Origin of the sequence: Planococcus halocryophilus (assembly GCF_022489025.1) — a bacterium.
Taxonomy (GTDB): domain Bacteria; phylum Bacillota; class Bacilli; order Bacillales_A; family Planococcaceae; genus Planococcus; species Planococcus halocryophilus_A.
This window is the reverse complement of the sequence record NZ_JAKVTG010000006.1, coordinates 21,844-35,342: the sequence shown is the minus strand read 5'-3', so window position 1 is coordinate 35,342 and position 13,499 is coordinate 21,844. Positions and strand designations below refer to the sequence as shown.

Sequence of the window (13,499 nt, the reverse complement as noted above, 5' to 3'; positions counted from 1 at the left end):
CATACACAAGAACATATGAAAAAGCAGACCAAGAATGACCTTGGCCTGCTTTGATTAAGTAGACATATAGTCTCCGCCGTTCATATGCAGAAATTGCCCTGTCATATACGAATTTTGCGGATCCGCTAAAAACACATATGCTTTCACGAGTTCATAAGGTTGACCTGGACGTCCTGCTGGCACATCTTCACCAAAATCATCTCCAACATTCGGATTTAAATCACCAAAAGTTTTGGTAATGAGCGGCGTCCAAATGGGTCCTGGCGCGATACCATTTACTGCAATTTCCTCTCGCACCAATCGACGTGCCAACGAGCGAGTCATAGCTACCATCGCACCATTCGCCCCAGAATAATCAATCAAATCCGAATGGCCACGATATGCATTAATAGATGCCGTATTGATAATTCGAGAACCTTTTTTCAAATGAGGAAGTGCCGCTCTCGTCAAATAAAACATGGCAAACGCTTTGATCTCAAATGTTTTTAAAAGTTGCTCGTCAGTAATATCGAGTGGGGACGTTTGGGGATATTGGTAACCGGCGTTATTGACCAAGATATCTATTTGGCCAAATTCCGCTAAAGCGAATTGTACGAGTGCGTCACAATTCTCCGACTTTCCCAAATCACCACTTAACGCTTTAGCCTCACCACCATAATATTCAATCAAATCAATGGTTTTTTGAGCACCTTCGTCATCTCCGAGATACCCAATAATGACTCTCGCACCTTCTTTTGCATAAGCTATCGCTACAGCCTGACCGATGCCACTGCTGGCACCTGTGACAATTGCAACTTTACCGACTAACGCACCACTCGCTTTATAGTCTGTTAAGTCGGTATTATCAAATTCGTGATCTGCCATATTGCCACCCTTTCAACTTCTAATATATACTGGGAACTTTCGTTAAATGCCAAACATCGTCTGAATATTGCTGAATGGTACGATCACTTGAGAAAATACCTGAAGCGGCAATGTTTTTAACACCCATTTCTGCCCACTTAACTGGATTGGCATAGGCATCTAAAATTTTCTCGTGTGCTTTTGCATAACTCTGAAGATCTTTTAATACAAAATAAGGATCTCCATCATGTAGCAACTGCCCAACAATAAAATCAGCATTCGCTTTTCCTTCTGTCCAGTCGCCTTTAACCAGTTCTTCCATCAATTTCTCGATTTCTACATCCGATTCAATTATTTCTTTTGGATTATAAGAGTGATTTTTTTCATATTCCATCACTTGTTCTGCTCGCATTCCGAAGACAAATGCGTTCTCTTGACCAACTTGTTCAAATATCTCAACATTTGCACCGTCAAAAGTGCCAATTGTCAGCGCACCGTTCATCATAAATTTCATATTCCCAGTCCCTGAAGCTTCTTTAGAAGCTGTCGATATTTGTTCACTCACGTCAGCCGCAGGAATTAAGTATTCCGCTTGTGTCACATTGTAATTTTCAACAAAAACAATATGCAAATGCTGTCTTGCTAAAGGATCGTTATTCACTTTCGTCGCTACTGTATTAATCATTTTAATCACTTGTTTTGCAAAGTGATAACTCGGCGCAGCTTTCCCTCCAAAAAAGAAAGTTCGGGGATATGGTCGGTAAGTAGAATCTCGTTTGATCCGGTCGTATAGCATTTGGATATGCAAAATATTCATCAACTGCCGCTTATAACCATGAAATCGTTTAATATGGATATCAAAAATAGAAGATGGATCCACAATAATATTTTGATCTCGCTGAAGATGATGGATTAATTGCTCTTTTTTCAAACTTTTAATTGTTTGGAAGTCTTGAAGAAAGTTTTGATTTTGAGAGAAATAATGGAGTTCACTTAATCGTTCAGGCTCTTTCATCCACTGTGAACCAATTGTCTCCGTGATTAATCCCGACAACTCTTGGTTTGCTTTAATTAGCCATCTCCGGTGTGTAATTCCATTGGTTTTGTTGTGAAACTTATTTGGGAATTGCTCGTTCAATTCTTTCATTTCACGTTTCTTTAAAATCTCCGTATGCAACTTTGCTACACCATTTACTTTATAGCTCCCCACTACCGCTAGTACTGCCATCTTAATAACTCCATTTTCAATGATGGACAATTTGTGAAGAGTTTCATCATCTTTCTCTTGGTTCTGCAAACTCTCTTTAAAACGCCGATCAATTTCTTCAATGATTAGATAGATTCTAGGCAATAATGATTGAATTAAATGACTGTCCCACTTTTCCATAGCTTCTTCTAAAATCGTATGATTTGTATAGGAAATAGTACGCGTTGTAACATCCCATGCTCGTTCCCAATCCCAAGCATAATCATCGATTAAGATGCGCATTAATTCTGGAACAGCCAAAGCTGGATGCGTATCATTTATTTGAATGGCAATACTGTCAGGTAGTTTTTCTAAAGAAGACTTATGATTGCTTATAATATTTTGAAGAGAGGCACTGCAAAGCAAATATTGTTGTTTCAAGCGCAATATTTTCCCCGTCTCTAAAGAATCATCAGGATAAAGCCGGTCTGTGATGTGGGCCGTCTCACGTTCATAGACTGCGTACTCCTTACCAACCGAAGGTGAACGATCGGAAACTTCCGCTTGCCATAATCGAAGTGTATTCACCGTTCCACCATTTGCTCCAACAATCGGGATATCATATGGAACCGCTTTGACCCATTCAGGATTTTCTATTTTTGTCCGCATTCCATCAAGCCCCATAACTAATTGAACTTCTCCATAATAAGGAATGTCCACTGCCAGGTCTTCTCGACGAGTATCTACATTATTCGTATCTTTAATCCAATTTGTAGGTTGTTCTGTCTGGTTACCGTTTACAAAATGCTGCGTAAACAAGCCGCCTCTATAACGCAATCCATACCCATGTCCAGGTAATTCTAGTGAAGCAAGAGAATCCATGAAACAAGCCGCTAATCTTCCTAACCCACCATTTCCAAGACCTGGCTCTATTTCAAGTTCTTCTATTTCAGAAAGCTCGAGCCCTAGTTCATCAAGTCCTTCTTTGACCATATTGTAAAAATTTAAGTTTTGTAGGTTTTGCCCTAGCACCCGCCCAATTAAAAATTCAATGGACATGTAATATAGTTGTTTGTCCTGATTCTCTTCGTACAATTGGTTTGTACGCTTCCAGCTTTCTTGAACCCACTCGCAGGTCATTTCCCACAAAGTTTCATGAGCCCGTTCCAGACTCTTTTCGGTTCCTTTCAATTCTAATCGATTCGTAAAACTTTTCTTAAACTCTTCTTTGGAAGTAAACATAATTGGTACGCCCCTTTAAATTAGCCGTTTATAAAGTTCAGCGTATTCTGCCGCAGAACGCGACCAAGAATAATCACCTTTCATGCCGTTTTTCTTAATTGCTTCCCAATGATCAGACTGTTGGTAAAAAGTCAGGCAACGCTGCAAAGCACTATCAAATGACTCGTCTTTTGAAAAATCACTTAAAAATCCATTACCGGACTTTAAGTTTTCATCGTACTCTATTACCGTATCTTTTAGTCCTCCTGTTTTATTCGCTACAGGAACAGTTCCATATCGCATTGAGATTAACTGACTTAGTCCACAAGGTTCAAAATGAGAAGGCATTAAGAAGATATCCGCTCCTGCATACAGTAAATGAGCAAATGCTTCATCAAAGCCTATATTGATTGAAACTTGTCCTGGAAAATCAATATCTAGTTCTTTAAAAAATGTCTCGTACTGTTCTTCTCCAGATCCTAATAACACAAATTGGACGTCTTCATTTGTTAGTAAATCCGGAAGCATTTCCTGTAAAACATCAATACCTTTTTGTCCTGACAATCTCGAAATCATCGTCAACAACGGGACATCTCCTCGCTCTGGCAGCCCCGCTTTCAACTGAATTGCACGTTTGTTAACTTGCTTTCCTTCCATGCTCATTACATCAAATTCCCTTGCAATAGATAAATCTGCAGCAGGATTGTAAACTTCTAAATCGATGCCGTTTAAAATCCCGATTAAATCCTGCTCTTTTTCCTGCAGAAAGCTATTCAACTTTTCTCCATAAAAATCGGTTAGAATTTCATCTCGGTAAGTAGGACTAACAGTCGTTACTTTATCTGCATAGAAAATACCGGTCTTTAATGAATTGAAATGACCATCCCACTCTACCAGACCTCCGTCGTAATAACGGGCATCCATTTCGAAGTTTTCTAAAAATGTTTTTTTCGAGTACTTGCCTTGGAATTGCAAATTGTGAATGGTCAAAACAGTTTTAGCTGACTTAATAGATTCGTAACGCGAATCTTCCTTCAATAAGAACGGAATTGCAGCCGTATGCCAATCATGTACATGAATTACATCTGGATCTAGTTTGCGCTGCTGAACGATTTCAAGTACTGTCCGGTTGAAAAAGACATAACGTTCCGCATCGTCCGACTGTCCATAAATTTGGTCTCGTTTAAAATAATCATCATACTCCATAAAGAGGTAATTAACGCCAGCCTGTTCATATTCAAAAACTCGGAATGTTTTTTGTTGCCCTTTAAAAACTATTTCCATCGTTTCTTTGAGAACAAATTCTGACATATATTTATCAGCTATCAAACTATATTTCGGTATAATCACAGTGATTTCATGGCCTAATCTGCTAAGCTCTTTTGGTAATGCTCCTAGTACATCAGCTAATCCACCAGCTTTTGCAAAAGGTGCACATTCTGCTGCTGCCATTACAATCTTCATCGTAAATCCTCCTTCGACACACTCGCCCCTTTGCGTAAAACAATCGGCCGCTCAGGAGTTCCATGTAACACTACTCCTTCGCCGATATATACCTCTTTATCAGCAATCACATAAGCTAAGTCGCAATTTTCTTCCACCGTACTTTTTTGCATGATAATGCAATTTTCTACACGTGCACCTTTTTTAATATAAACTCCTCGACTAATGAGACTATCAGTTACTGTTCCCATAATAGTGCTGCCGTTTGCGATTAGTGCACGCTCAACATGAGAACCACTGACATAACGTGTAGGTGGCTCATCTTTTACTTTTGTGAAAATCGGTCGATTTGCAAGGAATAGCTGCTCTCTTTTATCTTCATTTAGTAAATCCAATGAAGCCTCAAAGTAGCTTTGAATCGAATCGATCACAGCAAAATAGCCTTCGTATTCATACTCATTAAATGTATAAGGACTTTTCTTCAAGTTAACGACGTCTTCGACGCTTACCACTTGTTTATCTAAATAGGTTTGAAGTAGTTCGACTAACAGATCTTTAGATAAAATATAGGTTTTTAACTGCACGCCGTTGCTAACAGCTTCCGTGAAATCTGCCCCCGATTTAATATGCTTTTCAAGCATGTCTTTATAGTCTAGTTGGGTAACGACAAAGCTATTCGTGACGATTACGTATGGTTGACTACTTTTTGTAAAAAATTGCAGATGTTCCTCGAACCCAGCAAATGCCCCTACACTCGATATCCCGCCATCTCGCTGTGTAACCGGAAGAAAATACAGACCATTCTTTCTTCTATCTAAATCCCAACTCTTGCCTACACCAATATGATCTAATAAAGAGGCAAGCGGGTAGCACGGAAAAACGCCCACCGTATTGACCCCTGAATTGACAAGGCTTGATAATACAAAATCGATTAGCCGATAACGTCCTGCGAAAGGAACAGACGAAACAGTTCGTTTCATCGTTAAATCTTGTAATCCTTCTTTTTTTATAGAGGCATCTACTACCGCAATTAAATTCATTGTTCGCCACGCTCCTTCCATTTTTCTACTTCTTCGTCTGTTAAGAGAACCACTTTGTCTTGCTGATCAATTATCTCAAATCCTTCTGGTACTTCAAATCCAGGTGGGACAATAGCACGGTGAAGTTTTGCACCTTTATGAACGGTCGCTCCACTCATGATGACACTTTCTGAAATTTGAGCATTTTCTTCAACAACTACTTTTTGGAATATAATGGATTTTGTAACTTCTCCAGAAATCACACATCCTTCGTTTACCATAGAAGATTGTACGTTACCCGTTCGGTTAATAACTTGCGGAGGAAGTTGTGGATTTGACGAATAAATACGCCAGCCAGAATCATGCAAGTTTAAGCCCGAATTCAAATCAAGCAAGTCCATGTTTGCTTCCCAGAAGCTATCAACAGTCCCTACATCTTTCCAATATCCTTTAAATGGATAAGCAATCATTTTTTCGCCATTTTCCATCATCGCTGGAAGAATGTCTTTACCAAAGTCATGAGATGATTCCTCAATCAAATTATCTGCTTCCAAATATTCTTTTAGTTTTTTCCATGTAAATACATAAACACCCATTGAAGCTAAATTACTTTTTGGATTTTCTGGTTTCTCGTCAAATTCCAAAACTTTCATCTGATCATCGACGTTAATAACTCCAAACCGACTCGCTTCTTCCCATGGCACTTCTAGTACCGAAATGGTTACATCTGCATCATGTTCTTTGTGGTAATCAACCAATACTTCATAGTCCATTTTGTAAATGTGATCACCGGATAAAATCAGTACATATTCCGGGTCACATGACTGAAGAAAAGTAATGTTTTGATAAATAGCACTTGCGGTCCCCGCATACCATTTATTCCCATCAATTTCAGCGAAAGGAGGAAGCATCGTTACTCCGCCATGGCGTCGATCCAAATCCCACGGTGTCCCAAGTCCTATATAGGAATGCAGAACATGTGGCTGATATTGCGTCAAAACGCCAACTGTTTCGATTCCTGAATTAGTGCAATTGGATAGAGGAAAGTCGATAATTCGATATTTACCACCAAACGGCAGTGCCGGTTTGGCTATTGTATACGTTAACGATTTTAATCGACTTCCTTGTCCGCCTGCTAAAAGCATCGCAACTACTTTATTATTCATTGTGCTTCACTCCCATTCTTTTTTTCCATATACTCATCGTAAATGCAGGCAAATTCATTCGGATGGAATATGGTAAGTCATCGCTTGGTTCGTCTACAGCATTCACAATTATTCTCTGGTCACTATTGCTTGTGGTAAAAACCTTTTCATAATCTGTGTTTTTTGGGACACCTAATTTAAAGTTCTCATAATGCCGCTCCGAGAAGTTACAAATGACGATACATTCGTCTTGCTCCATACGCCCTCTCCGGATAAAAGCAGCCACGCTTTGCTGATGATTATCCGCATCAATCCATGAAAAGCCATCTGGGTGATCGTCTAATTCAAAAAAAGCCTTTTCTGTTTTATAAAAAGCCAATAACTCTTTTGTGAAATCCGCCATTTTTTTATGATTTTCGGTTTCTAACGATGCCCAATCCAGTTCGGGTTTAAACTCCCATTCTTCGAAATGACCAAATTCCTGGCCCATGAACAGTAATTTCTTCCCTGGATGAGCTATCCAAAAACCTAGCAGTAACCTCAATTGCAAAAAGCGCTCATCGAGTGTTCCGGGCAGTTTGTTTAATAGAGAAGCTTCTCCATTTACCACTTCGTCATGAGAAAGTGCAAGAAGATAACGTTCTTCATACTGGTACATTAAAGAAAAATTCATTTTTCCATGTACTTCAGAGCGCTTCGAGGGCTGTACTTCCATATAGTCAAGTGTGTCTCGCATCCACCCGAAATTCCACTTGTAATGAAACCCGATTCCTCCATGTGCAACATCGTGAGTTACTTTAGGATAATTCCAGGCATCCTCTGCAATTAATATCACTTCAGGATGAGATGCTTTTAAGCTATTCGTTAATTTTTGTAAGAAATTAGTTCCTTGCTGATTATAGTGCCGCTCTTCTATGTTTGGAATGAATAACAAACAAATCAGTGCATCCATACGAAAACCATCAAATTTAAATTCTTCCAACCAGTAATGACTACTCGATAAGAGGAAACTTACAACTTCACCTTTTTCTACATCAAAATTTAAGGTTCCCCAATCCGGATTCATGCGTCGTTCCTCTATCTCGCTTTCATACAAGTAATTTCCATTAAATTGTGCTAAAGCGTGTTCGTCTACACAGAAATGTCCTGGAATCCAATCTAATATCAAGCCGACCTTATTTTCTGCACACTGGGCAATAAAGTATTTCAAATCATCACTCGTACCATAACGACTCGTTGGGGCAAAATATCCCGTCGTTTGGTAACCCCAAGATTCATCTAATGGATGTTCCGTTATTGGCAAAATTTCGATATGAGTAAAGCCCATTTCTAAGACATACGGAATCAGTTCCGCTGCCAATTCACGGTAGTTCAAAAAATCACCTTGAGCATTGCGTTTCCATGTTCCGATATGCAGTTCATAAATAGCCATCGGTTTTTCAAAATGATTTTTGTTTTGAAGTTTTTTATGCTGTAACACGGCTTTTGACCATGTATGCTTAGAGGCTTCAACTACGATCGATTTGGTTTCCGGTCGCTTTTCACTCGCTTGAGCATAAGGGTCCGCTTTTCTCAAAATTTCTCTGTCTGGCGTTTCGAGGATGTATTCATAGGCATATCCAGTTAGCTTTTGCGGCACTTGAACTTGCCAAATTGTCGCATCAAGAGGGTGCTGCTCCATTTGGAATATCTCTTCTGCTAAACTTTCGGGCTCTGTACAAGCTACTGATACTTTTATCACTTCCGGAACCCACAGTGTGAAACTTGTTTGACCTGCAGACGTATGTGCCCCAAAATAACGATATGCATCTTTCATCTGTCCAGCATGGAACGCTTCTAACTTGTCCTGCGTAAGCTGGATTATCGATTTATTCATTTTCACACCTCCAGAATTTTAACGGTTCCGTTGCCGTGTCTCTTTTAATTCTACATAAGATATGTAAATTCCTTGTTAAAATACTTGATTATTCAAAAATTTAGTTAAATTCAAAAAATACAAAAGCCTTTCTGTTCGAAATGTCTACACATTTCTTTCTACTTATGCTCTTGTTTGAAAAGAGAATATCCACTACGCTTAGGAAGATAACCGTTTGTCGAAAGAGAGGTTGACGTTTTTGCATAAATATAAAAATCTATTATTAGCTGTATTGTTCAGCATTTTTTTGAGTGCATGTAGCCCAAGTATTGAAGATTCGCTTGAATGGCAAATTGAGGATTTTACATTTACTAACCAAAATAACAAAGAATTTGGGTTAGCCGACCTAGAAGGCAAAGTATGGCTTGCCGATTTTGTCTTTACTAATTGCACAACTGTTTGCTTGCCGATGATGGCCAATATGACCGGATTGCAAGAACAGTTAAAAGAACAAGAACTGGATGTTCAAATTGTTTCGTTTAGTGTTGACCCTTTGTTTGACCAACCTGAAGTTTTAAAATCCTATGCCGAGAATTACGGTGCAGATTTGTCGACTTGGAACTTACTGACAGGTTACACGCCACAAGAAATTGATGATTTTGCGATGGATAATTTCCAAACTCTAGCTAGAAAGCCTGAAAACGATGATCAAGTGATTCATGGCACTTATTTCTACTTGGTCAACCAAGAAGGTGTGATTATGAAATCTTATGAAGGATTAAATCCACCAGTAGAAGAAATTTTGGCGGATGCGGAAATTTTACTGACGGAGGACTAACTTTATGAAAAAAAAAGAAATTTGGATGAGTGCTCTTCTATTAGCTATATCAGTGTTGTTGCTCTTATTCTTTTTGCCAAGAGAAAATGAACCAGCACCGGAAAGTCGTGTAATACTTGAGCATACGTACAGAACGTATATCGCACCTTCTTGTTTTGAAGAGGCTGACGCTACAAATTTTTTAGAAGAAGCCACGTTAGAAAAGGCTCAAGAGCTTAATTACCCTCCTCATTCCACTTGCACTGAAATCGCTTTTGCAGGAAATCGCGATAGTGGATTTACGCGCCTTATGAAAGAGCTCGGCATTATTGAAAAGGAATCTAAGGATTGGTAAAAAGAAACACCTAAATTCGCCAGGTTTTAGACCTTCGATTTTAGGTGTTTCTTTTGTCTTATGAGCCCTTTATTTAATTACTTTGACACAAACGGGAGCTGTCGTTTGGATAATATTTTCAACTGTGCAAGGTGTGCCCGTCTGCCCCATCTTTAAAACCGTTAGCGTATGTGAATTTTCATTCGCTACAATTAGCCAATCGTTTTCTGGCATAACACCAAAATGTCTCGGCCCTTCTCCACCAGATCCAGCTAATCCTAAATTTTCTAAAGTCCCATTAGCTTGAACGACGAAAGAAGCAATACTGTCGTGTCCCCGATTTGATGCATAAACAAAACTACCATCGCTCGATACTGCGATTTCTGCACTCGTATTTTCCCCTTCATAGCTATCTGGTACTAACGGCAATAATTGAATAAATTCCAATTGTCCTTCACGACTAATTTTATAGACCATTAATGTAGAATTTAGCTCATTTACCGAATAGACAAAAGGCATTGTAGGGTGAAAACTTAAATGACGCGGTCCTGCACCTGCTTCTGTTTGTACTGTATATCGAAGCGTCAACTCCCCTTTATCAGCATCTAATTTATAGGTGGTGATGGTATCTGTTCCCAAATCGGATACCAGAAATAGATTTTTTCCTGGAACCTGGATAATTGAATGTGGATGAGCCGCATCTTGTCTTTCCTTATTTGGCCCAGACCCTTCGTGCTTTATCGAAAACGCCAACTCTCCAATTGCTCCATCTGCTAAGAGAGGATGAACATTAATAGTTGCTCCTGAATAAGTAACGGACAATAGCCAATTTCCCGTTTCATCGATGGTAACATGGGCTGGGTGGTCGCCATTCGAAGATTGCCGATTGATTTCCATCATTTTTTTGGTAGTTGGATGAATCCAATAACTAACAAGCTCACCATTCCCCACTTCACTTGTCGCAACAAAACTCGTACCATTTGGATGAACAGCGAGAAACGAAGGACGTTCAATGCCTACAATATTTGTTAACTCGATTAACTTCCCGTTGCTCTTTTCAAATTCCCAAAGTTTAATACCTGGCTCGCTTTCGGATGCATACGATCCTGTCAATATATAACTTGTTGCCATCAAACTACCTCCTCGACTAAATAATTTTTCTACTTAACACCAGTTTAAGACCATTCTTTTAAAACATTTGAATATGACTTTAGCGATAAAACTTATATATTCAACTAACCCGATGAATTTTTGATACAGATAAGGTAAAGTAGGCTATGAACCCGACTAATCACTCCAAAGAGAAAGAAGGTTGTCCATGAGAAACTTCGGTTTATCTATCCGCGAAAAAAGTATTGTGTGTATCGGTTTTATGGGGGTTGGAAAAACTACTGTCGGAAAGTTACTAGCCCAAAAACTATATCGCAATTTTATAGATATCGATGCTGAAATCGAGAAAGCGTTTGCCATGCCAATTCCACAAATATTCGAGCAATATGGTGAACAGGTGTTTCGTGCCAAAGAAAAGGAATTGATTGAAAAATACAGTAAGCAGCCGCTCAATATCATTTCTGTTGGAGGCGGTGCCTTTTTGCAGAAAGAAATTCAAGACATCTGCATGACCAATTGCATCGTCTTGTTTCTCGATATTTCATGGGAATCTTGGAAAGATCGAATCCACATTCTTACTGATAACCGCCCTCTTTTAAAAGGACGCTCTCTTGAAGATATCAAATCGCTATTTCTCGAACGACAAAATAGTTACTCGCTAAATCATTCTAAATTTCAAATCGATAACTTTAAAGCTGAAGAAGCTGCAGATTATTTGGCAGATGCGTTAAAATTATCTTGGGAGATTCATGCGCCTCAACCAAAATAAAAAGGAAACCGCCACTTAGACGTGGCGGTTTTTATCGGTTAGGACTTCGCCTCTACTTTTACCCCTTATATATTATTCGTTTTAATATTCAGTTATTTCGAATTATACGCTATGGTTTGCTGGCTTTCAATGTCTCTTCTTTTGAACTTTTAAAATGCACGTAAAAGCTTGGAAAGACTTTTACGTACATTTTGAATTTCACTATAAATGAATGACGGTTTGAATAAATAATTGGACCATCACATAAAAGGCGATGGCAAATTTTAAATTGAATTGGAGGCCGTTACGGACACCGCTTAATCCGTTGACACTACTTAATATAATCACTGGCATGACAAAAGGCGATAAAATAATGGAAATAACACTTCCTGACGTAACAGCTAACACGACCAGTTCCGGCGGATATGGAAACGGAATAGCTTCTAGTATACCTGTTACTAATACGATAACTGGTAACGGACCTAACCCAATAAAACCAAGTAAAATCACAATAAACGGTAATAGAAACAATATATTTAGCAAAGGAATTATCCCAGTCAAAAAGTTCATGCCATTAATAACATACGTCCCAACATTCGATTGATTTAAAATATAAATCAGTAAGCCTGCAGCGACTAAAATGCTGTATTGTTGAGCTTGTTTTGCGATTCCTTTTGAAAAATAATACTGGCTTTCACCAACAAAACTCGGCATTCTTCTTTTAATAAGAAAATAAAGAAAGGTCCATACAAGTATGACTAACGGGATGGTCAGCAAAAACTCGAGTCCAGTAATCTCATGAATAAAGAAGATGGTGCCGAACAAAGAGATAAACAGAAAGGCAAATTCTGCTACATCCTTATTCCACTTTCCTTGATTCCTTGAATTTTTCATAGCTTTTTCGATTTCTTCTCCCAAGATACTTGAAAAGTCCACTCCGTATTTCTTTTCTTGATAATAAGAAAAGATCACTGATAAAATTGTTCCCGCTAGCGCAAAAGTAAACCCAAGCACCATGGACTTCCAAAGTGTCGCATCCAAAGCCTCTACTGCAAAGATGAAACTCGGTATACTAATTACCCATAATGTAGAAAGTCCAAAAGCACGGAGAATTGCAGTTCCTTTAAAATTTTCCCATGCTTCTCCTTTGTGATCTTTTAAAAATGTATCGATAAAATGATACATCATCGGCACGACACCAAATAGTAAGAAATGAGTAATAACTTGAGTCATGGCCATAAGACCAAAATAAAATTTCTGGCTTTGATTTAAAAAATTGTGAGCGTAACTCATAATTTCTTCTATATAAGGCTCCTCTTTTAAAACCCAGCTAATCATAGGCACAACTAATAACAAGCCAACGAGATTTCTCATTTGTTGCAACCCTCTAATTAAGTCACCACTAACCGAATCGCTCGTGAAAAATAACACAGCTATAGCCATAATCACTAACCACATTTGTAATTGAAACTTCTTAAAAGGCAGTAGAATTGCAGTGAAAATCAGCAGCACCACACCCAACATTGAAAGCATTAAAGTTAATAATGCATTTTCATAAAAATAGGTGATAAAATGCACCAAACCGTAGCCTGTAACTGACAATATAAAGCCTATGGCAGCTTTTCGATTCATTTTACCCCCCCTCCCTTATCTTCAATCACTTGTTCTATTCTACACTTTTTTGCATCTTTATATTTTCTAATTTCATATTTTCCCAGTAATCTTAAATTGATGAACACATGTCTCTTGTAACATCCTCTATTTACTCAGATTTTTAG

General features: G+C 38.6%; 11 protein-coding genes. 3 read left to right on the top strand and 8 right to left on the bottom strand.

From position 1 onward, the window contains the following. Window positions 1–54 precede the first annotated feature (54 nt). Genes MLE13_RS08770 through glgB form a run of 6 tightly spaced genes read right to left on the bottom strand, consistent with a single transcriptional unit; the run spans window position 55 to window position 8,733 of the window. Window positions 55–864, bottom strand: coding sequence for an SDR family oxidoreductase (locus MLE13_RS08770; RefSeq protein ID WP_240749351.1), 810 nt, complete (start codon window positions 862–864; stop codon window positions 55–57). Between the two features lie 19 nt (window positions 865–883). Further along, window positions 884–3,271, bottom strand: coding sequence for a glycogen/starch/alpha-glucan phosphorylase (locus MLE13_RS08765; protein WP_240749350.1), 2,388 nt, complete (start codon window positions 3,269–3,271; stop codon window positions 884–886). A 15-nt stretch (window positions 3,272–3,286) separates the two neighbouring features. Continuing rightward, window positions 3,287–4,714, bottom strand: coding sequence for a glycogen synthase (locus tag MLE13_RS08760; protein WP_240749349.1), 1,428 nt, complete (start codon window positions 4,712–4,714; stop codon window positions 3,287–3,289). Beyond that, window positions 4,711–5,733, bottom strand: coding sequence for a sugar phosphate nucleotidyltransferase (locus MLE13_RS08755; RefSeq protein WP_240749348.1), 1,023 nt, complete (start codon window positions 5,731–5,733; stop codon window positions 4,711–4,713). The genes MLE13_RS08760 and MLE13_RS08755 overlap by 4 nt, the downstream gene beginning before the upstream one ends. Then, a complete protein-coding gene (locus MLE13_RS08750) occupies window positions 5,730–6,878 on the bottom strand; it encodes a glucose-1-phosphate adenylyltransferase (protein WP_240749347.1) in 1,149 nt (382 codons plus the stop codon). The genes MLE13_RS08755 and MLE13_RS08750 overlap by 4 nt, the downstream gene beginning before the upstream one ends. Then, window positions 6,871–8,733 carry a 1,4-alpha-glucan branching protein GlgB gene (gene glgB, locus MLE13_RS08745; RefSeq protein WP_240749346.1) on the bottom strand — a complete coding sequence of 621 codons (1,863 nt, stop codon included), beginning with the start codon at window positions 8,731–8,733 and terminating at the stop codon, window positions 6,871–6,873. The genes MLE13_RS08750 and glgB overlap by 8 nt, the downstream gene beginning before the upstream one ends. A gap of 238 nt (window positions 8,734–8,971) precedes the next feature. Between glgB and MLE13_RS08740 the strand changes: the two genes are divergently transcribed. Both MLE13_RS08740 and MLE13_RS08735 read left to right on the top strand, forming a co-directional pair. After that, complete coding sequence (locus MLE13_RS08740; RefSeq protein WP_240749525.1) at window positions 8,972–9,550, top strand: SCO family protein; 579 nt, start codon at window positions 8,972–8,974, stop codon at window positions 9,548–9,550. 4 nt (window positions 9,551–9,554) lie between these two features. Further along, a complete protein-coding gene (locus MLE13_RS08735; RefSeq protein ID WP_240749345.1) occupies window positions 9,555–9,884 on the top strand; it encodes a hypothetical protein in 330 nt (109 codons plus the stop codon). 69 nt (window positions 9,885–9,953) lie between these two features. Here the strand turns inward: MLE13_RS08735 and MLE13_RS08730 are convergent, their stop codons facing one another. After that, on the bottom strand, window positions 9,954–10,994 hold the full coding sequence (locus MLE13_RS08730) for a lactonase family protein (RefSeq protein WP_240749344.1): 1,041 nt from the start codon (window positions 10,992–10,994) through the stop codon (window positions 9,954–9,956). 187 nt (window positions 10,995–11,181) lie between these two features. On the opposite strand from MLE13_RS08730, the gene MLE13_RS08725 reads away from it, so the two are divergent. After that, window positions 11,182–11,742: a shikimate kinase gene (locus tag MLE13_RS08725; RefSeq protein WP_240749343.1), complete on the top strand. Its 561-nt coding sequence runs from the start codon at window positions 11,182–11,184 to the stop codon at window positions 11,740–11,742. Window positions 11,743–11,943: 201 nt separating this feature from the next. On the opposite strand, the gene MLE13_RS08720 is transcribed toward MLE13_RS08725, so the two are convergent. Beyond that, window positions 11,944–13,353 carry a hypothetical protein gene (locus MLE13_RS08720; protein ID WP_240749342.1) on the bottom strand — a complete coding sequence of 470 codons (1,410 nt, stop codon included), beginning with the start codon at window positions 13,351–13,353 and terminating at the stop codon, window positions 11,944–11,946. Window positions 13,354–13,499: the final 146 nt, after the last annotated feature.

What these genes read in the sequence shown, in the direction of transcription:
- MLE13_RS08720 (WP_240749342.1), bottom strand. Translation starts at nt 13,353, where the DNA reads ATGAATCGAAAAGCTGCCATAGGCTTTATATTGTCAGTTACAGGCTAC.
- glgB (WP_240749346.1), bottom strand. Translation starts at nt 8,733, where the DNA reads ATGAATAAATCGATAATCCAGCTTACGCAGGACAAGTTAGAAGCGTTC.
- MLE13_RS08760 (WP_240749349.1), bottom strand. Translation starts at nt 4,714, where the DNA reads ATGAAGATTGTAATGGCAGCAGCAGAATGTGCACCTTTTGCAAAAGCT.
- MLE13_RS08730 (WP_240749344.1), bottom strand. Translation starts at nt 10,994, where the DNA reads ATGGCAACAAGTTATATATTGACAGGATCGTATGCATCCGAAAGCGAG.
- MLE13_RS08725 (WP_240749343.1), top strand. Translation starts at nt 11,182, where the DNA reads ATGAGAAACTTCGGTTTATCTATCCGCGAAAAAAGTATTGTGTGTATC.
- MLE13_RS08735 (WP_240749345.1), top strand. Translation starts at nt 9,555, where the DNA reads ATGAAAAAAAAAGAAATTTGGATGAGTGCTCTTCTATTAGCTATATCA.
- MLE13_RS08765 (WP_240749350.1), bottom strand. Translation starts at nt 3,271, where the DNA reads ATGTTTACTTCCAAAGAAGAGTTTAAGAAAAGTTTTACGAATCGATTA.
- MLE13_RS08755 (WP_240749348.1), bottom strand. Translation starts at nt 5,733, where the DNA reads ATGAATTTAATTGCGGTAGTAGATGCCTCTATAAAAAAAGAAGGATTA.
- MLE13_RS08770 (WP_240749351.1), bottom strand. Translation starts at nt 864, where the DNA reads ATGGCAGATCACGAATTTGATAATACCGACTTAACAGACTATAAAGCG.
- MLE13_RS08750 (WP_240749347.1), bottom strand. Translation starts at nt 6,878, where the DNA reads ATGAATAATAAAGTAGTTGCGATGCTTTTAGCAGGCGGACAAGGAAGT.